The 24,330-nt window shown below is 37.2% G+C and carries 24 protein-coding genes and 1 other annotated feature; of the genes, 2 read left to right on the top strand and 22 right to left on the bottom strand.

Annotation, left to right across the window (positions count from 1 at the left end):
• Window positions 1-4: 4 nt before the first annotated feature.
• The 17 genes from ACN0NP_RS00910 to ACN0NP_RS00990 form a co-directional block, all read right to left on the bottom strand.
• Window positions 5-715, bottom strand: a complete 711-nt coding sequence (locus ACN0NP_RS00910; protein ID WP_021142518.1) for an ABC transporter ATP-binding protein — start codon at window positions 713-715, stop codon at window positions 5-7.
• Between the two features lie 12 nt (window positions 716-727).
• Window positions 728-1,939, bottom strand: coding sequence for an efflux RND transporter periplasmic adaptor subunit (locus tag ACN0NP_RS00915; RefSeq protein ID WP_423217360.1), 1,212 nt, complete (start codon window positions 1,937-1,939; stop codon window positions 728-730).
• A gap of 194 nt (window positions 1,940-2,133) precedes the next feature.
• Window positions 2,134-5,313, bottom strand: a complete 3,180-nt coding sequence (gene carB, locus ACN0NP_RS00920) for a carbamoyl-phosphate synthase large subunit (RefSeq protein ID WP_423217361.1) — start codon at window positions 5,311-5,313, stop codon at window positions 2,134-2,136.
• Window positions 5,314-5,546: 233 nt separating this feature from the next.
• A complete protein-coding gene (locus tag ACN0NP_RS00925; RefSeq protein ID WP_021142521.1) occupies window positions 5,547-6,635 on the bottom strand; it encodes a carbamoyl phosphate synthase small subunit in 1,089 nt (362 codons plus the stop codon).
• A 74-nt stretch (window positions 6,636-6,709) separates the two neighbouring features.
• Window positions 6,710-7,636, bottom strand: coding sequence for an aspartate carbamoyltransferase catalytic subunit (locus ACN0NP_RS00930; RefSeq protein ID WP_423217362.1), 927 nt, complete (start codon window positions 7,634-7,636; stop codon window positions 6,710-6,712).
• 3 nt (window positions 7,637-7,639) lie between these two features.
• Window positions 7,640-8,872 carry a uracil-xanthine permease family protein gene (locus tag ACN0NP_RS00935; RefSeq protein WP_074450880.1) on the bottom strand — a complete coding sequence of 411 codons (1,233 nt, stop codon included), beginning with the start codon at window positions 8,870-8,872 and terminating at the stop codon, window positions 7,640-7,642.
• Window positions 8,873-8,933: 61 nt separating this feature from the next.
• Window positions 8,934-9,455 (bottom strand): bifunctional pyr operon transcriptional regulator/uracil phosphoribosyltransferase PyrR, encoded by a 522-nt coding sequence (pyrR, locus tag ACN0NP_RS00940; protein ID WP_021142526.1) that lies wholly within the window; start codon window positions 9,453-9,455, stop codon window positions 8,934-8,936.
• A 283-nt stretch (window positions 9,456-9,738) separates the two neighbouring features.
• A complete protein-coding gene (locus ACN0NP_RS00945) occupies window positions 9,739-10,635 on the bottom strand; it encodes an RluA family pseudouridine synthase (RefSeq protein ID WP_024343904.1) in 897 nt (298 codons plus the stop codon).
• Complete coding sequence (lspA, locus tag ACN0NP_RS00950; RefSeq protein ID WP_024343903.1) at window positions 10,619-11,092, bottom strand: signal peptidase II; 474 nt, start codon at window positions 11,090-11,092, stop codon at window positions 10,619-10,621. The genes ACN0NP_RS00945 and lspA overlap by 17 nt, the downstream gene beginning before the upstream one ends.
• Complete coding sequence (locus ACN0NP_RS00955) at window positions 11,089-12,006, bottom strand: LysR family transcriptional regulator (protein ID WP_024343902.1); 918 nt, start codon at window positions 12,004-12,006, stop codon at window positions 11,089-11,091. The genes lspA and ACN0NP_RS00955 overlap by 4 nt, the downstream gene beginning before the upstream one ends.
• A gap of 137 nt (window positions 12,007-12,143) precedes the next feature.
• Window positions 12,144-12,437: a 50S ribosomal protein L27 gene (rpmA, locus tag ACN0NP_RS00960; RefSeq protein ID WP_004232221.1), complete on the bottom strand. Its 294-nt coding sequence runs from the start codon at window positions 12,435-12,437 to the stop codon at window positions 12,144-12,146.
• Window positions 12,438-12,458: 21 nt separating this feature from the next.
• On the bottom strand, window positions 12,459-12,794 hold the full coding sequence (locus ACN0NP_RS00965; RefSeq protein ID WP_004232222.1) for a ribosomal-processing cysteine protease Prp: 336 nt from the start codon (window positions 12,792-12,794) through the stop codon (window positions 12,459-12,461).
• Between the two features lie 12 nt (window positions 12,795-12,806).
• Window positions 12,807-13,121, bottom strand: coding sequence for a 50S ribosomal protein L21 (gene rplU / locus ACN0NP_RS00970; RefSeq protein ID WP_004232223.1), 315 nt, complete (start codon window positions 13,119-13,121; stop codon window positions 12,807-12,809).
• Window positions 13,122-13,156: 35 nt separating this feature from the next.
• Window positions 13,157-13,232, bottom strand: a sequence feature (ribosomal protein L21 leader region).
• Between the two features lie 91 nt (window positions 13,233-13,323).
• A complete protein-coding gene (locus tag ACN0NP_RS00975; RefSeq protein ID WP_423217363.1) occupies window positions 13,324-13,863 on the bottom strand; it encodes a GNAT family N-acetyltransferase in 540 nt (179 codons plus the stop codon).
• On the bottom strand, window positions 13,854-15,056 hold the full coding sequence (locus ACN0NP_RS00980; protein ID WP_423217364.1) for a CapA family protein: 1,203 nt from the start codon (window positions 15,054-15,056) through the stop codon (window positions 13,854-13,856). The genes ACN0NP_RS00975 and ACN0NP_RS00980 overlap by 10 nt, the downstream gene beginning before the upstream one ends.
• A 94-nt stretch (window positions 15,057-15,150) precedes the next feature.
• Complete coding sequence (thiI, locus tag ACN0NP_RS00985; protein ID WP_021142534.1) at window positions 15,151-16,365, bottom strand: tRNA uracil 4-sulfurtransferase ThiI; 1,215 nt, start codon at window positions 16,363-16,365, stop codon at window positions 15,151-15,153.
• A 40-nt stretch (window positions 16,366-16,405) separates the two neighbouring features.
• The gene (locus tag ACN0NP_RS00990; protein WP_423217365.1) at window positions 16,406-17,551 is read right to left on the bottom strand and encodes a cysteine desulfurase family protein; all 1,146 of its coding nucleotides are present in this window, start codon (window positions 17,549-17,551) and stop codon (window positions 16,406-16,408) included.
• A 195-nt stretch (window positions 17,552-17,746) separates the two neighbouring features.
• On the opposite strand from ACN0NP_RS00990, the gene ACN0NP_RS00995 reads away from it, so the two are divergent.
• Both ACN0NP_RS00995 and ACN0NP_RS01000 read left to right on the top strand, forming a co-directional pair.
• The gene (locus ACN0NP_RS00995) at window positions 17,747-18,202 is read left to right on the top strand and encodes a DUF6556 family protein (RefSeq protein ID WP_243602581.1); all 456 of its coding nucleotides are present in this window, start codon (window positions 17,747-17,749) and stop codon (window positions 18,200-18,202) included.
• Between the two features lie 59 nt (window positions 18,203-18,261).
• A complete protein-coding gene (locus ACN0NP_RS01000; RefSeq protein ID WP_423217366.1) occupies window positions 18,262-19,506 on the top strand; it encodes a bifunctional folylpolyglutamate synthase/dihydrofolate synthase in 1,245 nt (414 codons plus the stop codon).
• 31 nt (window positions 19,507-19,537) lie between these two features.
• On the opposite strand, the gene ACN0NP_RS01005 is transcribed toward ACN0NP_RS01000, so the two are convergent.
• The 5 genes from ACN0NP_RS01005 to aroB form a co-directional block, all read right to left on the bottom strand.
• Entirely contained in the window at window positions 19,538-20,455 is a 918-nt protein-coding gene (locus tag ACN0NP_RS01005; protein ID WP_134775378.1) for an L-lactate dehydrogenase, read from the bottom strand.
• A 93-nt stretch (window positions 20,456-20,548) separates the two neighbouring features.
• Window positions 20,549-20,887, bottom strand: a complete 339-nt coding sequence (locus ACN0NP_RS01010; RefSeq protein WP_004232255.1) for a YlbF/YmcA family competence regulator — start codon at window positions 20,885-20,887, stop codon at window positions 20,549-20,551.
• A gap of 15 nt (window positions 20,888-20,902) precedes the next feature.
• On the bottom strand, window positions 20,903-22,006 hold the full coding sequence (locus tag ACN0NP_RS01015; protein WP_423217367.1) for a prephenate dehydrogenase: 1,104 nt from the start codon (window positions 22,004-22,006) through the stop codon (window positions 20,903-20,905).
• A gap of 78 nt (window positions 22,007-22,084) precedes the next feature.
• Complete coding sequence (gene aroC, locus ACN0NP_RS01020; RefSeq protein ID WP_423217368.1) at window positions 22,085-23,251, bottom strand: chorismate synthase; 1,167 nt, start codon at window positions 23,249-23,251, stop codon at window positions 22,085-22,087.
• Between the two features lies 1 nt (window position 23,252).
• Window positions 23,253-24,320: a 3-dehydroquinate synthase gene (gene aroB, locus ACN0NP_RS01025; protein WP_045797796.1), complete on the bottom strand. Its 1,068-nt coding sequence runs from the start codon at window positions 24,318-24,320 to the stop codon at window positions 23,253-23,255.
• Between the last annotated feature and the right edge of the window lie 10 nt (window positions 24,321-24,330).

The raw sequence follows: 24,330 nt of genomic DNA on the forward strand, positions 1-24,330 counted from the left end.
TCCCTTAATCAATTCGAACACTTTCTGTGGTATCTCTTGTAATCTCACCATCACGAATAATAATTTTTCGTGTTGCAAAATCAGCCACCTCAGGCTCGTGCGTTACCATAACAATCGTTTTTCCTTCACGATTTAACTCCGTCAATAAGTCCATGATTTGAATACTTGTCTTAGTATCAAGGGCACCTGTTGGCTCATCGGCAAGAATAATTGAAGGATTATTGACCAAAGCACGCGCAATGGCAACACGTTGCTTTTGTCCACCAGACAACTCAGATGGCAAATGCTTCATTCGTTCGCTCAACTCAACTTTTTCTAAAAATTGTTTTGCTAATTGACGACGCTTGGAAGCACCGACACCAGCGTAAATGAGTGGAAGTTCAACATTTTGTAGAGCTGATAACTTAGACAGAAGGAAGAATTGTTGGAAGACAAATCCAATTTCTTCGTTTCTAACTCTGGCAAGTTCTTTTTCTTTGAGTTCTTCGACTTGTTTGCCATTCAAGCTATAATCACCAGATGTTGGTCTATCCAAGAGACCGATAATGTTCATCAAGGTTGATTTACCTGAACCAGATGGTCCCATAATGGCAAGAAATTCACCTTCATAAACTGTTAAATCAATTCCTTTTAAAACATTGAGTTCTTGATCGCCATTCTGGTAAGATTTTATAATATTATTTAATTGAATTAGTGGTTTTTTCTCATCTGTCACTACTGTCACCTCTTATTCTTCTTTAGCAGTGGCATCTTCTTTAGTTACATGTTCAACTTTTTTACCATTTTTTAGAGCTTTATCAGGATTTGAAATAACAGATTGACCTACTTCTACTCCACTTAAAATTTCTTGTTGTGAAGCATCAGCATTTCCAAGGGCTACTTCTACTTTGCTTACTTTTTTAGAATCTTTGTCATAAATCCAGACAAACTTTTTATCTCCCTCAGTAGAGACAGCGTCAACTGGGACAAGTTTATTTTTGTTTTCATTAACAACTTCTACTGAAACTGTAAATCCTTGTTGAAGGTTAGTAGTGTCACCTGTCAAATCAATTTTGTAATCATATGAAGCTGAACTATTTGATGAGTTGCTTGATTCAGAAGTTGCTGCATCAGCAGTTTGATTTGGGTAATTTGAAATGTATGAAATTGTACCAGTCCATTCTTGATCAGGATAAACTTTTGACTTAATCTTAACGTTTTGACCAGTCTTAATGTTTGCCAAATCGTATTCTGTCAATGTTCCTTTTACCTGAAGTTGACCTTCTGTTGCCACGTGAACAAGCGTTTGACTATTTTTAGATGATGGGTCAATATCATTATTAACTTCAACAACTGTACCAGAAACATCACTTGTAATAATTGTTTCATTTAGTGATTGTTGAGCTTTATTTACCTCAGCTTGAGCATCCGCATAAGAATCATTCAAATCTTGTAATTGCTGATTGTATTCAGCAGTTTGTTGAGCTGTTGGCTGAGAAGTAACTGTTGTTTCCTCACCAGTTTCTTCATCGGTACTAGTTGTTGTTGTTGGCAGGTTACCGTATTTTTTCAAATAGTCAATTTGGCGTCCAACTTTATTAAGTCCACGAACAGCTGTATCGTAAGCTGCTTGTGCCGCAGTTGAGTCATATTGAACAAGTTGTTGACCTGTTGTGATTTGGTCTCCGACAGCTACAGTTGGTCTAGCTGAAGTACCTTTACTACTATCAAAATACACATATTGCTCCTGAGAAGCTTTCACTTTCCCAGTTAGTAAAGTAGATGATGAAATTGTACCTTCTGTTACATTGACAGTGTTGTAAGATACTTCACTTTTTACTGATGATTTGGACTGTTGCCACATCATCAATCCCCCACCAGCAACCACAAAAATAGCTACTGCTGCTCCAATTGTAATCTTAGTCTTTTTTGACATACTTGACTTGCTTCTTCTAGACATTTTCTTCCTCGATTTCTTATTGTATAATTGTATCGCTAAGATAGAACAATTATACATTTTTGGTATTTTACTGTCAAGAATAAACCGAAGTTCATCTTTATAACCATTATAGTTGAATTCGTTAGCAAAAATTCTTACAAGTTTGTAAGTGAAAACAAAAAAGCTGAGACCATAGTCTCAGCCTTTGATTTATATTAGATGGCTTGTGTTGTAAATCCACGACTTTCAAGCACACGAATCATAGCATCTACTGTATCCAGCGCAGTAAAGAGAGGAACACCGTGCTCAATAGCAGAGCTACGAATAATAGCTCCATCTTCATCAAGAGTACGTTTTGTACCAACTGTATTAACAATTGCTTGAACTTTTCCTGCACGAACAAGTGCTGGAATGTCATTATCGTCATCTTGACCAATCTTATCAATGATTGTTGAATGAAGGCCATGCTCAGCAAAGAACTTAGCTGTTCCGTGTGTTGCAAGGATACAGTATCCAATGTTAGCAAAACGTTTTGCTAATCCAAGTGCTTCAGCTTTAGTATCATCAGATACGGTAAAGACTACATTACCAAATGATGGCAAGTGAAGATATGAAGCTTCGAACGCTTTGTAAAGAGCTTTTTCAAGTGTTTGATCTGATCCCATGACTTCACCAGTTGATTTCATTTCAGGACCCAAAAGGCTATCAACTTTAGCAAGTTTTGTAAATGAGAAGACTGGTGCTTTGACATGGACATAATCAGCTTCTGGATAAAGACCATCTTCATAACCAAGGTCTGCCAAAGTTTGTCCAAGAATCAATTTTGTTGCTACTTGAGCCATTGGAATATTTGTTACTTTAGATAAGAATGGAACCGTACGACTTGCACGCGGGTTAACTTCGATAACATAAACAGTTTCATCTTTGATAACAAATTGGATATTCATCATACCAAAGCAATTCAACCCAATCGCTAGACGTTTTGTGTAATCCGCGATAGTTTCTTGAACTTTCTTAGAAAGTGTTTGTGGTGGGTAAACAGCCATTGAGTCACCTGAGTGAACACCAGCACGTTCAATGTGTTCCATAATACCTGGAATCAAAACATCTTTACCATCTGAAATGGCATCCACTTCACATTCACGACCAACAATATATGAGTCTACAAGAACGGGATGGTCAGGACTTGCTTTTACAGCTGTACGCATGTATGAACGAAGATCTTCTTCATTTTCAACGATTTCCATAGCACGTCCACCTAGAACATAAGATGGGCGAACAAGAACTGGGAAACCAATCTTATGAGCTGCTTCTACTGCTTCTTCTTCATTTGTTGCAGTTTGTCCTGGTGGTTGTGGAATGTTCAAAGCTTTTAGAGCTTGTTCAAAAAGATCTCGGTCTTCAGCACGGTCAAGGTCAGCCACTTGTGTACCAAGAATTTTGACACCTGCTTTTGATAATGGCTCTGCTAAGTTAATCGCTGTTTGACCACCAAATTGAACGATAACACCTTTTGGCTGTTCAAGCTCAATTACATTCATAACATCTTCAAATGTAAGTGGTTCAAAGTAAAGTTTATCTGAAATTGAGAAGTCAGTTGAAACTGTTTCAGGATTTGAGTTCATGATAATAGCTTCATATCCTGCAGCTTGAATTGCTTTAACAGAGTGAACTGTTGCGTAGTCAAATTCGACACCTTGACCAATTCGGATTGGTCCAGAACCAAGTACGATAATTGATTCTTTGTCTGATTTGATTGATTCATTTTCCCATTCATATGTTGAATAGAAGTATGGTGTTGCTGATTCGAACTCAGCAGCACATGTATCAACCATTTTATAAACTGGAATGATTTTATTTTCGATTCGAAGAGCTCGAACTTCTTCAGCATTCATGTTCCAAAGCTCTGCGATTTTAAGATCCGCAAATCCATTTCGTTTTGCTTCTTTAAGAACATCGACATCACCAACGTGAGTAGCTAATTCTTGCTCGATTTCAAAAATGTGAAGCAATTTATCAAGGAAGAAAAGATCAATTTTTGTTAGTTTTGATAATTCTTCAATTGTGTATCCACGACGGATGGCTTCAGATAGGTAGAAAAGGCGATCGTCTTGAGCACGAACAATCTTATTCACCAAATCATCATCTGAAACATTTGCTAATTCGGGCATTTCATTGTGATGAACACCAATTTCAAGAGAGCGACAAGCTTTCAAAAGTGACTCTTCAATGTTACGACCGATAGCCATAACTTCACCAGTCGCTTTCATTTGAGTACCTAAACGACGTTCACCATTTTCAAATTTATCAAATGGGAAGCGAGGAATCTTAGCTACCACATAGTCAAGAGCTGGTTCAAACATAGCGTATGTCGTACCAGTAACAGGGTTTACCATTTCATCAAGTGTTAAACCAACAGCAATCTTAGCAGCTAATTTTGCGATTGGGTAACCAGTAGCTTTTGAAGCAAGAGCTGATGAACGTGACACACGTGGATTTACTTCGATAACATAGTATTTAAAGCTATTTGGATCAAGGGCAAGTTGAACGTTACATCCACCTTCAATTTTAAGAGCGCGGATAATACTCAAACTTGCATCACGCAACATTTGGTTTTCAATATCTGAAAGAGTTTGCGTTGGCGCAAAAACAATTGAGTCACCTGTGTGAATACCAACAGGGTCAAAGTTTTCCATGTTACAAACAACCAAAGCATTGTCTGCTGCATCACGCATCACTTCGTATTCAATTTCTTTAAAACCTGCAATTGAACGTTCAATCAAACATTGAGTAACTGGTGACAATTTCAAACCATTTTCAGCGATTTCACGGAGTTCTTCTTCATTGTCACACATACCACCACCAGTACCACCAAGAGTAAAGGCTGGACGAACAATAACTGGATAACCAATTGAGTCAGCAAAAGCAACTGCTTCATCAACAGTATTTACAATTTCAGATTCAGGAATAGGTTGATTCAAATCTTCCATCAATTGTTTAAATTGATCGCGGTCTTCAGCTTGGTCAATAGCTGATAATTTTGTACCTAGCAATTCAACTCCAAGTTCATCAAGAATTCCTGCTTTTGACAATTCCATTGCCATGTTAAGACCAGTTTGTCCACCTAATGTGGGAAGAAGTGCATCTGGACGTTCTTTACGAAGAATTCTAGTTACAAATTCTGTTGTCAAAGGCTCAATGTAAACTTTATCAGCAATTTCTTTATCTGTCATGATTGTTGCAGGATTTGAGTTAACAAGAACAACGCTGTATCCTTCTTCTTTCAAAGCAAGACAAGCTTGTGTTCCTGCGTAGTCAAATTCAGCAGCCTGACCGATAATAATCGGACCAGAACCAATCACCATAATTTTTTTAATATCAGTACGTTTCGGCATAATCTATGATACAAGAGTTACTCATCCAACAACTGGTGAGCACTCAAATGCTCAAGTTAACTTCTAGCTAACTTGCAGCTTGTATCTTCTCCTTTCTATATTCTCTATCTCACGGGATAGAATTAAATAGTTCTCCGACATTTAAAACTAACTTATTCGCAAAATCAGTTTCAAACTCAAGTATGACTAGTCATACTTCTTATATTTTCTAACTCTCAGGTTAGCTTTAAACATTAGTTACGAGTTTTTCCAGCTTGAAAAGCATCAATTAATTCGATGAAATCATCAAATAGATAACTTGCATCATGTGGTCCAGGCGCAGCGTCTGGGTGGAATTGAACTGAAAATGCTGGGAAATCACGGTGACGAACACCTTCTACAGATTTATCGTTGATTTCTTCATGAGTAACCATCAAGCAATCAGGAAGTGAGTCTCGATCAACTGCATAACCATGGTTTTGACTTGTAAAATCAATACGTCCAGTGGCAATTTCGCGCACCGCATGGTTAAATCCACGGTGACCGAATTTCATTTTATATGTTTTAGCACCATTTGCTAAGCTGAAAAGTTGGTGACCCATACAAATACCGAAGATTGGAATTTTTCCTTGAACACCACGAATCATATCCAGAACTTCTGGAACATCTTCTGGGTTACCTGGACCATTTGACAGCATAACACCGTCAGGGTTGAGTTGGAGAATCTCATCAGCAGTAATGTTATAAGGTACAACCGTTACATTACATTTACGTTTTGAAAATTCTCGTAAAATAGAATGTTTAAGTCCAAAGTCAACCAAAACAATATTTTTACCAACACCTGGTGCTGGATAAGCAGTTTTTGTTGATACTTGCTCAATATTATTAGTTGGTAAAACTGTTGCTCGCAACTGGTCTTGTAAATGCTCAAGAGTATCTCCTGCATTTGCCAAAGTTGCTTTCATCGTACCATGTTTTCGAATGATTTTTGTTAGAGCTCGTGTGTCAACTCCTGAAATTCCAGGAATATTTTTTGCTTTCAAAAATTCATCCAAAGTCATTTGATTACGCCAATTATTAGGTCGACGTGTGTTTTCTGAAACAACAACCCCTTTACATGTTGGTTTGATTGATTCGTAGTCATCTCGATTGACACCGTAGTTACCCACTAGCGGATAAGTAAATGTCAAGATTTGACCGTTATAAGACTGGTCAGTAATTGATTCTTGGTAACCTGTCATACCAGTATTAAAAACAATCTCACCTGTTACATCAAGGTCAGCTCCAAAAGCTTTCCCTTCAAAAATTGTTCCATCTTCTAAAATTAAAAGTCTTTTTGCCATTTTTATTCCTCTCGTTTGCTCTCACGGGAGCAGTTTAACGTTTTTAGCGGACACTTCAAATAAGTAGTAAATAGTTAAGCTTTACCATTAAGTACAGCTTCTAAGATTGCCATTCTCACAAAAACACCGTTTTGCATTTGTGTAGCAATTCTTGATTTTGGTGCTTCTACCAGTTTATCAGCAATCTCAACATCACGATTAACTGGTGCTGGGTGCATAATGATGGCAGAAGTCTTCATTTTGTCATAACGTTCATAAGTTAGACCATAAGTTTTATGATAAGTTTCTTTTGAAAAACCACGCTCGCTATCATGACGTTCATGCTGAACACGCAACATCATCATGACATCAACTTTGTCAACAATCTCATCAATTGTTACAAATTTTCCATAGACATCAAATTCACTTGAATACCATTGCTCTGGACCAGCAAAGTATAACACTGCTCCAAGTCGTTTAAGAATTTGCATGTTCGATTTTGCAACACGAGAATGTGTGATATCACCGACAATAGCAACTTTAAGATTTTCAAAACTTCCAAACTCTTCATAAATTGTCATCAAATCAAGCAAACACTGACTTGGGTGTTGACCAGAACCGTCACCACCATTAACAATTGCTGTTTGAATTGTTCGGCTATCAATCAACTCTTTGTAATAATCCTCCATTGAGTGACGAATCACGCAGATATCAATTCCCAATGAGCTCATTGTCAAAATCGTATCATACAAAGTCTCACCTTTGTTAACAGAACTTGTTTTTGCATCAAACTCAATGACATCAAGTCCAAGTTTTCTTTCAGCAACTTCAAAAGATTTGTGTGTACGAGTTGATGGTTCAAAGAAAAGATTAGCCGCAAAATATTGTCTATCTAAACTAAAGTCAACTTCGTTATTCTTAAACTGAATACCACGTTTGATTAAGCCTAACACTTCTTCATTTGATAATGTTTCCATTGTAACCAAATGTTTTAATGAAACAACGCCATCTGTAATTGCCATTTTTTAGTCCTTTTCTGGAAGAATTTGATACAAGATAATTCCTAAAAGTGTTGAGAAAGCAACACCTGTAATTTGAAGACCAGCGACTTGTAATGTCAAACCACCGATACCAGAAACTAGGATAACACTTGCAATTAAAAGATTTTTCTTATTATCAAAATCAATTTTATTTTCAACTAAAATTTTAAGACCACTTGATGCAATAACACCAAAGAGTGCAATTGAAATACCACCGATAACTGGTGTTGGAATTGATGAAAGAAGAGCTGAGATTTTTCCGATAAAGCTCATCACAACCGCAATCACAGCAGCTCCAGCGATAACGTACACTGAATAGATTTTGTTAAGAGCCATGACACCGATGTTTTCACCATATGATGTTACCGGTGGAGCACCGAAGAAACCTGCGATAATTTGTGCTAGACCATCACCTGTAAGAGTGTGATCAAGACCTGGATCTTTAAAGAAGTCACGTCCAGTTAAGCTATTAAGAACCATAACGTGTCCAAAGTGCTCAGTCATTGTAACAAAAGCGATTGGAGCCATTGTCAAGATAGCACTTGGATAAAGTTTAAAGTGATAATCTACAAAAAGAATATCAAAATCTGGAACTTGGAACCAAGCTGATTTTGCAACGCCTGACAAATCAACAATGCTTTGACCTGTCACAGCACCAATAACCAAGGCAAAAATATAACCAACAATCAATCCAAGAAGAATTGGAATAACACCGATGATTTTTTTGCCATACATGTTAAAGAGAATAACCGCAAGCAATGTTACCATACCAATCAAAAGGTAAGTGAAATTATAAGCGCCATCTTTAAGCATTACATCATTAACGGCTGTTGTTGCAAGGCTAAGACCGATAACAATGATGATTGGACCAACCACAACCGGTGGCAATACTTTATCAATCCAAGCATTTCCTGCAAATTTCACAATCAAGGCAACAATCAAGTAAACCAAACCACCAGCAATTGCCCCCTGAGCTACCGCAGCAATCCCATCTGTTTTCATGAGCATTTGCATTGTTGCGATGTAAGCAAAACTTGAACCCATATAAGCTGGAATTTTATATTTGGTTACTGTCAAATGCGCTAGAGTACCCAAACCACTTGAAAATAGTGCAATCGCAGGATCAATTCCAACTAGGATTGGAACCAAAACTGTTGAACCAAACATTGCAAACAAATGTTGAAATGATAGTCCAAAAAGCATTCCTGGTTTTGGCATATCATGCACATCGTATCTTACGTTTTCCACTTTTTATCACTCTCCTTAATTCTTATACTGATTAACTTGGATCAACAATGCTAACGCGATCTTTACCGTCTACTTCGATAACTTCAACGATAATTTCTTCGATTGCACTTGTTGGAATGTTTTTACCAACGTAATCAGCACGAATTGGGAGTTCACGGTGTCCACGGTCAACTAATACTGCAAGACTGACACGCGCTGGACGACCAAGACTTACCAAGTTATCAATTGCTGCACGAATTGTACGACCTGTATAAAGAACGTCATCTACCAAAATAACGTCTTTACCAGTAATATCAACTGGCATATCAGTTGTATCTTCTTCAACTTTCATATCATCTCGGAAAGGTTTGGTATCAAGGTCACCAATCGGAATATCAATACCTTCCAATTGTTTCAAACGGTCTTGAATACGACGAGCGATATAAACACCACGTGTCTTAATACCTGCAAGGACGATATTATCAAGATTTTTATTGCGCTCGATAATTTCATAAGTGATACGTGTAATAGCACGTTTCATTGTTACGCCATCAACAATTTCTTTTGTTTTCATAAACAAACCTCTCTAAATATACAAAAAATCTCCTCGTTACCAAGGAGATTCCACAAAATATAGGTACAACTATACCAGTTGCACTTTTCTTTTACCGTTCTCTCCTTGCCTGCCTCACGGGACAGTATTAAAGGATAATATTTACTGTCTATATAATACCAAATCGTTTATCGTTTGACAAGTAATTTACGAACTTGGACAAAAAATATCTTGAAATTATTTTTAAAAGACGAATAAAAAACAGGTAGCAATCAGCTGCTAATCCTGTTTTTATCATATTTTCTTACGCTTTACCGCTTCTTAATTTTTCTAGTGTTTCTTTAAAAATTTCAGGAACTTCTGCCGTAAATGTCATTGTTTCACCAGTTTTTGGATGTGTAAAGCCAAGAGTTTGCGCATGCAAAAATTGACCGTGACCTTTAAGTGTTTTACGTGGTCCGTAAAGTGGATCACCTGCAACAGGATGTCCAATATAAGCCATGTGCACACGAATTTGGTGAGTACGACCTGTCTCCAAAGTCAATTCAACGAGTGTGTAGCTTCCAAATCGTTCCAAGACTTTAAAATGTGTCACAGCTGGTTTTCCCTTAGCTGTTACAGCTTGTTTTTTACGATCTTTGTCTGAACGGCCAATAGGTGCTTCAATCACACCACGATCATTTGGAATATTTCCGTGAACAATGGCAACATACTTACGAAGTGATTTTTTATCTTTCAACTCTGCTGCGAGAGCATTATGCGCAGTATCATTCTTTGCAATCATCAAAAGGCCTGAAGTATCTTTATCAATACGATGGACAATACCCGGGCGAATAACACCATTAATTGATGATAAATCTTTAATGTGATACATCAATGCATTTACTAACGTACCAGATGTATGCCCAACTGACGGATGAACAACCATACCTTGTGGCTTATTAACAACAGCTACATCTTCATCCTCATAAATAATATCAAGTGGAATATTTTCAGCAGTATACTCTAGTACTTCTTCTTCTGGAACTTCGTAAGTGACAACATCACCAACTTTAACAGCATATTTCGCTTTGACAGCTTTGCCATTTACCAAAACAGTTCCTTTTTTAATTTCATCATTAGCTTGGCTACGTGACAATTCTGTCAAATCCGCTAAGGCTTTGTCCAAACGAGCACCAGCTTCTTTAATGATTAATTCCATTTTCCTCCTCTTTCCATAGGGTAATGAAAAGAATAATTACCCCAACAGTTAAATACGAATCTGCCACATTAAAAATCGCAAAATTCATAAAATCTAAGTGAACCATATCAACAACATAGCCTAGGCGCACGCGATCAATAAAATTTCCTAATCCGCCTGAAATGATTAACAAAAGCCCAAACAAGAGCCAAAAATTACCTTGTAAATTTTTAATAAAATAATAACAAGCAGCGCCAACAACAGCAAAAGTAATCACCGTAAAGAACCATTGCTGATTTTGTAAAATTGAGAACGCAGCGCCATAATTACGCAAGTAAGTTAAACTAAAAATACCCGGCAAAAATTTATGAATAGTGTTTAAAGGAATATGATTGACAATCCATAGCTTGCTCAATTGATCTAATGCAATCAAAACAACAGCAGCTAATGGAAAATAAATTTTTCTGTAGTTTTTCATTTGGTCACCTTTGGACTGAATTTTTCAAAATAATCTCTCATGACAGCAGTAAATTTTAAAGCAATCGGTGATAAGTTTTTATCACGTCGTTTAATATAAACCATTTTATTATCCAGCTTATCTTCAAGAGGAATAACAGTGATACCATTAACACTTCTACTATCCAGAAAACCTGACCCTGTTGCAAATGCATCTGTTCGCTCTAAAATACCATTTAATGTTGCCCTGTCAGTCACATTGAAAATATGAGGGCTGTCAGAAGTGTCTACAAAGTTTTCAGAATAATAAAGATACTCATCTTTTTCTTGAGTGAAACGCACCGTTGGAAAGTTCTTCAAGTCATCCATTACAAGACTTTCTTTTTGAGCTAAAGGATGATTCTTAGCAATATAAATGTGGGTTTTAAACGGAATCAATTCAATAAATTCCAAACCCAGTTTTTCCATACGCTGTAAGAGTCCCTTTCGATTTTGATTATTTAGATAAATAATCCCAATCTCACTGTCACCTTGTGCAACCTCATCAAGGATTTGAATGGTCGTTGATTCAAAAATACGAAAATCCTTGTGTTCTGGATGAGCCTTAGAAAAAGCTGTGATTAACGGTGGCAAAAAATCATAGTGCTGACTTGCAATTGAGAATTCATCAGAATCAACTGCCGATTGCGAAAATTGCTTTTCAAAAGAATCAAAACTCTTAACAACTTCGAGTGCCTTTTCATAAAACGTCATACCATGACTGGTCAAAACAGCACCAGTTGTTGTTCGTGTAAAAATTTGAAACCCTAATTCACCTTCAAGATCCTTTATAGCTACTGACAAACTCGGTTGGCTAACAAAAAGCTTAGACGCCGCTTCACGAAAAGTACCGCTATTTGCAATAGCTACAACGTAACGTAGTTGCTGTATATTCATGTCAATCATTCTTTCTAAAAAATCAATCAGTTTCATTATATCAAAATATAGTAAAAGGCGCTATATCAAGTAAAAATTGACAATAACTTAAAAAATCAAACAAAAAAAGTCTGCACAAAGCAGACTCTTTTGCTAAATTATTTTGCGATTGGATAAACTGATACTTGACGTTTATCGCGACCTTTACGTTCGAAGCGAACAACACCTTCAACTTTAGCGAAAAGTGTATCGTCACCACCGCGACCTACGTTCACACCTGGGTAGATGTGAGTACCGCGTTGACGGTAAAGGATTGATCCACCTGAAACAGTTTGACCGTCAGCTGCTTTAGCACCAAGACGTTTTGCTTCAGAATCACGACCATTTGATGTAGAACCTCCACCTTTTTTGTGGGCGAAAAGTTGCAAGTTAGCAAGATTCATTTTTAACATATGTAGTGTCCTCTTTTCAAATTAGTTTGCAATGACCTTAACTGAGACAAACTCTTGAGAGTTCTCTGCCAAGTTGGTCATTCCTAAAAGAAAGCTTTCAAATAAAAGTTGAACTTTCTCATCTGTCTTTTTGGTCATATGAGAGATATCAATCTTCATATAACCACCATCAATCTCATTGACAGCTAAATCAACGTCACAATCTGTCAAAGCCTCTAACGAATTAACTAAATTAATCGATAAGGTTGAGACAGCTGCGCATACGATATCAAAGCCATATTCACCACTGCCAGCATGTCCAGTAAGCTCAACACTTTCTAGATTTCCTTCATGACGAATAAAAGTTGCTTGAATCATGAGAATGCTAAATTAAGCGTTGATAGCGTTGATAACAACTTTAGTGTAAGGTTGACGGTGACCTTGTTTACGGTGTGAACCTTTTTTAGGTTTGTATTTGAAAGTAACAACTTTCTTTTGTTTTCCTTGTTTTTCAACAGTACCAACAACAGAAGCTCCTTCAACAACTGGTGTACCAACAACAGTTTTTTCACCACCAACAAGAACAACTTCGTTAAATGTTACTTCTGAACCAGCTTCAACATCAAGTTTTTCAACATAGATAGCTTGACCTACTTCAACTTTAACTTGTTTTCCACCAGTTTTGATGATTGCATATGTGCTCATCGTGCACCTCCTATAAATTTTTGTTGCGGATTTTTCCGCTTGTGAAGACTCGCCTAAATCGTGAACCTCGAAAGTTTCTTAAAAACGATTTTCGTGCGGTTGCACAGGATGTGCATTTAGTCAACGTTCATATTTTAACACGTTAAGGTGATTAAAGCAAGGAATATGCTGCCTTTTTTTAATGATAGTACGTTTTCATTCTCTATTTTTTATCATAAGATACTTTTACTAAACCTAGAACTGCTTTTTTCGTCAATTTTTCGATAGAGTCAATTGCAATTGTTTTATTATTTGCCATCATCTGATAAGTCTCAGTACCCTCATGATAATAATATACTGTAATGTGAAAACCATTTTTCTCATAAAAACGCACGCGTTTCAAACGTTGGTCAAAGTTGTCAGCTTTTTCATCCATTGGCTCAATAGCTAGAACAACTGGACGGTTTCCTGCTATTTTTTTGATATCCTGCAAAATCTCAGAGCCATATCCACGGGAACGAATTTGCGGATTAACCGCCAAGAAAAATAAATAAACGACATCTTCATTTTGTAAAACATAGGCTAATCCAACAAAGTCATCTCCATCATAATAAGCGTAAAAATCTGCCAATTCTCGGTAACTTGTCAAAAGCATCGGAACATACGGCACACGTTCAACAGCTGGAAATGCTGATAAGTATAAGTTTTTGACATCACGGGAACTTTTTGAAAAAAGTTTCACCTTTTGACGTTTTAATTCCATTGTAAATTCACCAATTCATTCATTTCTTGATAGGCAGTATCAACTCTTTCTTGCATTGCTGCATCGAGTTTATCACGATATTTACCACCTTTGATAAAATCTTCCAAAATCAGCGTACGGTAATCTGAAAGTACAAAACCTTCTGAACCAACTACGCCTTTGCTCCAAACCCAAACCATAGTTGGGTGAGCAGCAACCTTCTTAATAGTAGTTTTATTGTTTTTCTTCTCAAATGTCACATCCATCAATAAACCACGTTCTGTCCAAATATCATCTACTGTCTCCAAACGTTGATTAGAAATGAAGTTTCCCATTGAGTAGATGATAAATTTCTTCTCACCATTTTTTTCGATTGTTTCGGATGGTTCTACCACGTGTGGATGTCCACCAAAAATAACGTCTGCACCCCAATCAATCATTTTGTGATAGAGCGTTACCTGCTCTTGAGTTGGTTCGCGCTGATATTCAACACCCATTTGGGGCATGACGATAGTGACATCAGCTTTCTTTTCTGCTTCCTCGATTTCAGACTTCATCTTATCTTCATCTAAATCAGACATGTATTTTTCATAGTCACTTGAAGAAAGATTTGCTTCTAAACCATTGTAAGCATAAGAATAACCTAGGATTGCAATTTTGATTCCATTGACATTTTTAATTAAAATATCTTCTTTGTCACGATTGTTTTTATAGACTCCGATACTTGGCATACCAAGTTTGTCAAATGTTTTTACAGTATTAATGGCACCTGAAAGCCCTGAATCCAAAATATGATTATGAGCTAAATCAACGACATCATAACCTGTATCCTTCATTGCATCAGCAATCTCACTTGGCGCATTAAATAGCGGGTAACCTGCTAGAGGATAATCAGGACTAATTGTCCCTTCATAGTCTCCAATCGCTAAATCAGCGCTTGAAATCCAATCTTTAGCATACTCAAAGAAAGGCTTAAAATCATACGTTCCATCAGATTGCTCAGCACTGCCATAAAGTCCATTATGGATTAGAATATCTCCATTTGCCATAACACGCGCAGTTTTAACTTTTTTAGAACTTACTTTTGCCTGATTAACACTGCTTGCCGCATGCTTTTCAAAAATCAAACCATAAATAGCACTTCCAAACAAGCTAACCAGTAAAAAAGCCAAGCAAGCCAAGGTTGTTTTTTTATAAATCATCCTATCTAACATCTCAGTCACACCTCCATGGGCATATTATACCATTTTATGATGAGGCTTTCAGACTTTAACTGGTACAAAAAAGCCATCTAAGATGGCTTTTATACTATAGTAAGTCGTCGATTAAATCATCGACTTCATCATGTTCAGCTTGAGGTGTAATTGTTGTCACTTTGATACCAGCAACTGCACGTTCAACAAGGCCTTCAACATCCATACGTTTTTCGTATTGTTCAACATTTTTGATTTTTGGATTTGTTTTTGGACGATCTGGTGCAAAGATTGTACAACAATCTTCAAATGGTTGGATTGAAATATCAAAAGTATCGATTTTTTGCGCGATATCAATAATTTCCAATTTATCCATTGTAACAACAGGACGAATGATTGGTGTTGCAGTTACAGCATTAATAGCACGCATACTTTCAAGTGTTTGACTAGCAACTTGACCAAGGCTTTCACCATTGATGATAACCAAACCATTACGTTCTTCACGAATTCGGTCTGTAATGCGCATCATGAAACGACGAGTCAAAGTCATCAAGTAAGCTTCTGGCGCTTTTTCTTTGATTTCCTCTTGAATTTCGGTAAATGGAACTTCGATGAAATCAATATTTCCACCAAATTTTGTCAATTTACGTGTTAAATCTTGAGCTTTTTTAAGAGCACCGGGACTAGTATATGGTGGACTAGCAAAGTGAACAGCCTCGATATCAACACCACGTTTAAGAGCAAGGTAGCCAGCAACTGGTGAATCAATACCACCAGAAAGCATTAACATACCACGACCTGCAGTTCCTACAGGAAGGCCTCCAGCACCTTTAATGTTTTCATATGAAAGATATGCCGCTTCTTCACGAATCTCAACTTTTAAGTTGACATCTGGGCCTTTCATTTGTGCTTGAATATCTGGTAAGACTTCAAAAACAGCTGAGCCAAGGTATTGGTTTAACTCACGGCTGTCCATTTCAAAGTTGTGATCACTACGTTTACTTGTGATTTTGAAAGTAAGCCCTTCACGATAAACGTCTTTCATCACATCTTGAACAGCTTTTTTGATTGTTTCAAGATTTTTTTCAACCTTGTAAGACGGTGAAAATGCTTGAATCCCGAAAATTTGTTTCAATGATTCAGCAACTGGTACGTAATCTGTTCCATTCAAATAAATGTGAGCGCGGTCGCGGTCTGCCACAACTCTGACATCAGGGTAAATTGAAAGAACATGTTTCATGTTACGTTTCAATTTATTGATGAAACGCATGCGGTTCTTACCTTTTGTTGATAATTCGCCGTAGCGAACCATGATTTCTGAGTATTGCATAGTTTATTAAAGAGAGAACTCTCTTTATCCTTTCTTCTTATTATCTAACTTTTTTTGTTTTTTCGTAAACTTGTTTGAAAATCGTTAAGAATTGCTCAACTTGCCCCATATCATTGTCGTCGTCAAGACTAATACGAACAGCTGATTGAGCTTGTTTTGTTGGAACTCCCATAGCAATCAAAGTTCCAGCTGGTTTTCCAGCTTTTGATGAACATGCTGATGTTGTAGAAATGTAGATTTCGTGCTCTTCAAAAGCATGAACAACAACTTCGCCTCGAACACCTCTAATACCAAAGGTTAGGATATTCGGTGCAAAATCATTTCCTTTACCAGAGAAAATCATGATATCTTCGTGTTTTGCAAGTTCATCATAGATGATTTCTTTCATTTTAGCAATTTTTGGAAGAGCAAATTCTTCTTTATCTGTTACCAAACGAAGTGCCTTAGCTGTTGCTGCAATTCCTGCAACGTTTTCAGTAGTTGAACGAAGGTCACCTTCTTGCCCGCCACCGGCTAGCAATGGATTTAATTTCTTGCCTTCTTTTTTGTAAATGAATCCAACACCACGAACACTGTGGAATTTGTGACCAGAAAAGCTTGCAAAATCAACGCGTTCTGTCAAATATTCATTCACAGGGATTTTACCAATTGCTTGTACGGCATCCACGTGAAAAGAGATTCCAGGTTTGTCAGCTAATAATTCTGAAATAGCATGAATTGGCTGGATTGAGCCGATTTCATTATTGACTGCCATGATTGACACCAAAGTAGTATCTGGGCGCAAGAGCTCAGATAATTTATCAACATCGACAAAACCTTTATCATTAACAGGTGCATATGAAACTTCAAATCCGTGTTCTGCTAACCATTTTGCAGATTCTTTAACAGCTGGGTGTTCGATATCTGATACGATGATGTGTTTTCCATAGCGTTCTTTTTCAAAAGCAACACCTTTTAGCACCCAGTTATCTCCTTCTGTCCCGCCAGAAGTGAAAATAATCTCTGTATTTTTGACACCAAGTAAGTCAGCAATTTGTTTACGACTAGCTTCTAGAATACGGCTAGCTTTTGTTCCGAGATTGTGCAAACTTGATGGATTTCCATAAATCTTAGTTGCCACTTCCTGATATGTTCGTAAAACCTCAGGATAAGGAATTGTAGTGGCAGAGTTATCAAAGTAAATCATTTTTTCTTCCTTCACAAAAAAATCAATACTACCATTATAGCACAGTCTATCAAAAGTGTGAAAGCTTTAATACTAAGTTTTTAAGGCTTATTTTAAGAATCTCTGATAAAATATTTTATAAAAGACAGCTATTTTATACTAGACATTTAAAATGAAAAAACTATAATAGAATCATACGCGAAAAAGGAGTTAAAAATGTCTCAACATTATTCAAGACGTCAAAAATCATCAACTGAAGATAAGGAACCAACTCCGGCAAAACACATCAAAAAAGGTTTTTCAGCCTTTCAAAAAACAGTTGCCCTAATCGGTTCTATTCTTAGTATCATTGTGGCAAGTATTACGATTACTAATGCTCTTAAAGGTTCATCAGCAACTAAGCCAACTGACAAATCAACGACAACTGTTGTCATCAAAGGTGGCAATAACAGCAAAACTGACACATCAGCATCCTCAGCTTATTCTGATGATACTGATAATGATTCAGGCACAGTTAATAATACTTACAATGACGATGCTAACACAACTTACAGTTCAAGTTCAGATACTACATACAGCTATAGTTCTGACGACAGTCAAAGTGATAGCACACAAAACAGCGCAGCAACTTCTGATGACACTGCAAGTAGTGCCACTGAAGCTACTGAATAAGTTACTAACGGAAGGAGACATATTATCTCTCCTTCCTTTTTTATAAGGTATTAATAACAATGAACTATACTACTACACTTAATTGGATTCATTCTCACAAAGCTAATGGTAGAAGACCTAGCCTTGAACGCATGCGTTACTTACTTGATTTACTTGACAATCCCCAAGATAAATTTCCTGCTGTCCATGTTGTCGGAACAAACGGCAAAGGCTCAACAACAAGCTTTTTACAGCATATTTTAACAAGTTCAGGATATAAGACCGGCACATTCACTTCGCCATTTATCACGCGCTTTAACGAACGTATTGCAATTAACGGCGAACAAATTTCAGATAACCACTTAGTCCAAACAGCACAAGCAATTAAGCCAATTGTTGAATCAGATTCTTTTCAAGAAAAAGTTGGAAAGGTGACTGAATTTGAATTAGTCACAGCTCTGATGTTTTACTACTTTGCTAACATTAATCCTGTTGATATTGCTGTTATTGAAGCTGGAATTGGCGGAACATTTGACTCAACCAATGTATTCGTTGCTCAAGCAGTCATCTGCCCTTCAATTAGTATTGACCATCAAGACACGCTTGGAAAGACTTTAGTTGAAATTGCTGCTCATAAAGCTGGAGTTTTAAAATCAAATGTGCCATTCATTTTTGGAAAAATGGCCCCTGAAGTTAGAGAAGTTTTTTACCAAAAATCAACTTCTTTAGGATGTCCAACATATGAAATAGACAAAGACTTTTTTGTCACTGAAAACAAGAAAACATTTACTTTTACTCAAAATGATTTCTCTATCTCAGACATTTCATTGAAAATGCTTGGGCACCATCAAAAATCTAATGCAGCTCTTGCAGCTATGACGGCACTAATTCTTCAAGATAAATTTTCAAAAATCAGCAGAGATAGTATTAAAAATGGTCTAGAAAATACCATTTGGGCAGGACGATGTGAATTAATGACTCCAAACCTCATGTTAGACGGCGCCCATAACGAAGACTCCATTGCAAAATTAATTGACGTTCTCAGAAATGAATTCTCAGGAAAGCATATCCACATTCTTTTTGCAGGATTAAGTCGCAAACCATTAGACACTATGCTTAAAGAGTTATCAGATTTTGATCTGTGTGTCACAACCTTTAACTTCTATCAAGCACAGGCTCTTTCTGATTATCCCGAAAAATATCAAAAAATACCGGATTATAAAAAATGGTTACAACAAGCAGAGCAAAATCCTAACGACATGTTTGTCGTCACAGGTTCTCTTTATTTCATTTCAGAGGTTCGAAACTACTTACTAAATCAATAATCCCATCTAACCAGATGGGATTTCTTTTTTATTAATTCAGACTTTCTGCAAATTTACGTTTAATAAAATTAGCTGAGTTTTCTAGCTTAGCCTCTTCGTCTGCTGGAAGAGTCAATTTAATTTGTTCAACAATACCATCTCGACCGACAATTGCTGGATAACTAAGATAAGTATCGAGTGGCTCATAGTAATTTGAAACCGGTAGTTCTTCGTGACTATCAGAAACTACCGCAATTGCCAAACGAATAGCTGCACTTGCAATGCCATAACTTGTATATTTTTTACCATAAAAGACTGTATGACCACCTACCATTGCTTCGTGCGCAATTTTTTCCAAGGTTGCTTCGTCTGTAAAAGTTGAAATCGGTTGTCCTTTAACACGTACTTGACTCCAAGCTGTAAACTGAGAATTTCCGTGTTCGCCTAAATTATAGCCGTAAACACTGCGAGCATCAACTCCAAAACGTTCTGAAACCGCACGCTTCATTCGAGCTGTATCAAGTAGTGTTCCTGTGCCAATAACGCGTTCTTTAGGAAGACCAGAATAATGCTGATAGAGGCTCGTAATGACATCAACAGGATTTGAAATGGCAATGATAATTCCGCTAAATCCTACTTCTTTTAATTTTTTAGCAACTGTGGGAACTTCTTTTGCAGTAAAAGGCAACTCAGCAAAACGATCCGCGTTAGGGTTGTCTTGAAGTTTGATATTTCCCAAAGCCGAAATGACAACATCCGCATCAGCTAAAGCATTATAGTCATTAACCACAATATTTGCATGTTGATTAAGGTTTGCTGCTGCATCTCTAAAATCAACAGCATCTGCCGTTACTTTTTTCTCATTAATATCAATTAAGACATAATCATCAAAAGCACCTTGCGCAATCAGACCATGAGCAACTGTTGAGCCAACATGACCCATTCCAATAATTCCAACTTTACGTGACATAAAACAACCTCCTTATAAAAGTTAACACTCATTATAGACCTTTACGGATAAAAACACGAAAAAAACCTAACACAAAATGTTAGGTTGCAATCACTACTTCAAAAGATCTTGAAGTGGACCAAAAATAATTTTTTCAAGGTCTGAAACATATACTGACAAAGATTGTTGAGCACCAAGGTATGCTTTCAAGATTGGATTTGCTTCAATTTTTGCCCCCAATTCTTGCATCTTAGTTTGCTCATCACCTGTAGGCATTTGACCAGATTGTAATTTTGCATAAAGTCCTTGTTGAAATTCAGTAAATTCTTTGAACAAAGCTTTTGCTTCAGCATCACCGTCAATTGCTGCGCGGCACTCTTGTGCTTTTTTATATTCTGGAAGAACGCGAATTTCACGTTCCAATTCGTTTGCTAAATCATAAATATTTGCCATGATAATTCTCCTTAATTAAATATGTACTTTATAGTTTGTTTTTTCTGTGATAACTTTCTTAGCGTGCTCCAAGTCTTTGGCACTCTTAAAGGAAATTTGTAAAATACCATTAATATCTTCACGATTCTCTTCATTAATATGAATATTGACCAAAGAAATCCCTCGAAGTAATTCCAAAATTTCTAGAATAACATCTTCTTTATCTGGGACATCAACAAAAATATCAAAGGCACTTTCTACCCCACCGCGCTTATGGATACGCATTGCCTTACGAGTCTCTCTAGCTTGGTTGAAGTAATTCCAAATAGCGTCACCATCACCCTGAGCAATCAATTCTTTTACACCGTCGAGCCTTGTTTTGAAATCATCAATACGCTCCATAACAGCTGATTGATTAGTTAAAAGAATACTTGTCCACATACCAGGTTCACTCTCAGCAATACGTGTCATATCACGAAAAGCACCTGCAGCAAAATGATTTGTCATCTCATGCTCACAAGCATAATCACCAGCCTGTTCCATCAGACTTGCCGCTAAAATATGTGGAAAATGCGAAATCTGACTAGTAACGCGGTCATGCTCACAAGCATCAATTTCTACAAAACGAGCATGCAAGCCAGATAAAATTTCTTTCATCTCATCAATGGTACCTGCTGTTGTTAGCGGTGATGGTGTAAAAATATAATAAGCATTTTCAAACAAATTGACATCTGCTGCGATTGCTCCAGACTTGTGTGAACCTGCCATTGGATGTGAGCCAACAAATCTAACATTTTTTCCAGTTAAATACTTTTCTCCAGCCTCGACGATTTCTCGTTTTGTTGACCCCGCATCAGTGATGATGACATTGTCCTTCAAATCCATTTCAGCTAAATCTTTAATGAATTCAATGGTCTGCTTGATTGGAACAGCTAATATAATCACATCCGCTTGAGGAGCAAATGCTTTAAAATCTCCAGTAGCCTCATCAACAATTCCTCTTTCCAGAGCAACATTTCTCGATTTGTCAGAACGATTATAGCCTAAAATTTTATAGTCAGGATGGTCACGCTTAATTCCTAGCGCAAGCGATGCACCAATTAATCCTAAACCAGCAACATAAATCACTTTATTTTCCATAATTTCTCCATTTCCGGAATCTACAATCTTTATAGAAATAATGGAGAGCCTACGCTCTCCATGTCAACTGTTTATGCATTAAAAATGTTTGACATAATCACGGTGACGGGCAACAGCTTCTTTTAATTCTTCAAGATTATCAGAAGAGAATTTCTCAAGAATCTCATCAGCAATAACAGTTGCTACAACTGCCTCCATAACAACTCCAGCTGCTGGAAGAGCAGTCGGATCAGAACGTTCAACTGTTGCTTTATATGGTTCATGAGTTTCAATATCAACTGACATCAAAGGTTTATAAAGTGTCGGAATTGGTTTCATAACGCCACGAACAACAATAGGTTGTCCGTTTGTCATGCCACCTTCAAAACCACCAAGATTATTCGTGCGACGTGTATAACCTTCTTCTTCGTTCCAAAGGATTTCATCCATCACTTGGCTTCCCTTGAGATATCCATCTTTGAATCCCAAGCCAAATTCAACACCTTTAAAAGCATTGATGGAAACAACCGCACCTGCAATCTTAGCATCTAGTTTCTTATCCCATTGGACATATGAGCCAAGTCCAACTGGGACACCTCCAACAACTGTCTCAACGACACCACCAATCGTGTCACCATCTTTTTTAATCTGGTCAATGTAGTCTTTGATTTCTTGTTCTCGTTCTTGATTAACGATTGAAACTTCAGATTGACTTGCCAATTCTCGAATTTGAGAGACTGTTAGTCCTTCCGGAACGTCGATTTCTTTTCCACCAAACACCACAACATGGTTAGCGATTTCGATATCAAGCTCTGCTAAAATACGTTTTGCAACAGCTCCTACTGCTACGCGCATAGTTGTTTCACGCGCAGACGAGCGTTCAAGGGAATTTCGCAAATCCTCAAAACGATATTTCATACCTCCGACCAAATCAGCATGCCCTGGACGTGGATGCGTAATTTTTCGTTTTGTTTTTAGAGAATCATCAATATCCTCAACTGCCATAATATCAAGCCACTTTTCATGGTCTTTATTAATGACATTCAGAGTAATAGGAGCACCAGTAGTTTTTCCGTGACGTACACCAGAAGTAATTTCGACTTTATCTGACTCAATCTTCATACGACCGCCACGACCATAGCCACCTTGGCGTCGTTTCAAATCTACATTAATATCTTCAGCAGTCAGTGGGAGCCCTGCTGGAACTCCTTCAATAATTGCAGTTAAACGTGGTCCGTGGGATTCACCAGCTGTCAAATATCTCATATTATTTCTCCAAATACTCTTTCATCTCTTCTAAAGGAATCTGATTGATTGCTGCACTACCAAGCTCTGGCACGATGACGGTCTTAATCATTTTTCCACGAGCTTTTTTATCATGCACTAAAGCACCATATAAAACATCAATATCCCATGGTTGATAATCTGTTGGCAAACCAAATTTTTGGCACATGTTAAAGATATCTTTTGTGATACCTTTAGGCATCAAGCCTTTTTTCTCAGCAATTCGAGAAATTTGCACCATACCAATCGCAACAGCTTCACCATGCATAACTTTGCCATAACCTGCTGTCGCTTCAACAGCGTGTCCAATAGTGTGACCAAAATTAAGGTAAAGTCGAACACCATTATCAAGCTCATCTTCTACAACAACTTTGCGTTTAACATTGCATGAACGATAAATAATACTTTCAGCATGCTTTAAGATGCTTTCTGGTGAACCATCCATAGCTGACAGCTCATCCCACAATTCAACATCTTCAATCAATCCATACTTGATAACCTCACCCATACCTTCAATGAGTTCACGTTTACCAAGCGTTTGAAGGGTTTCTGGATCAATTAATACACCATCAGGCTGCGTAAAAGTACCAACCATATTTTTAGCAAATGGTGTATTTACCCCTGTTTTACCACCAATTGACGAATCAACTTGAGCAGTTAAACTTGTCGGAATTTGTAAGAAATGGATTCCGCGCATATAAGTAGACGCAACAAAACCAGCTAAATCTCCAACGACACCACCTCCGAGGGCAACAATACCATCACTGCGTGTCATCTCGTTTTTAACCAAAAATTCGTAAGCTTTATTTACAGTTTGAAGATTTTTAGAAGCTTCACCTTCTAGAAAATCAAAAACAATCACTTCAAAACCAGCATCTTCAATACTGAGTTTAACCTTTTCAGCATAAAGACTTCCAACATGGTTATCTGTAATAAGGGCGATTTTTTGAGGTTGCCATAATGATTTTACCCAATCACCGGCTTTTGCTAAGACACCTTTTTCAATGACAATATCATAAGGTGTTTGGGGGAGATTAACATTTAATTTCATTAGCGTCACC

The sequence above is a fragment of the Streptococcus equinus genome (assembly GCF_049393805.1).
GTDB classification, from domain to species: domain Bacteria; phylum Bacillota; class Bacilli; order Lactobacillales; family Streptococcaceae; genus Streptococcus; species Streptococcus equinus.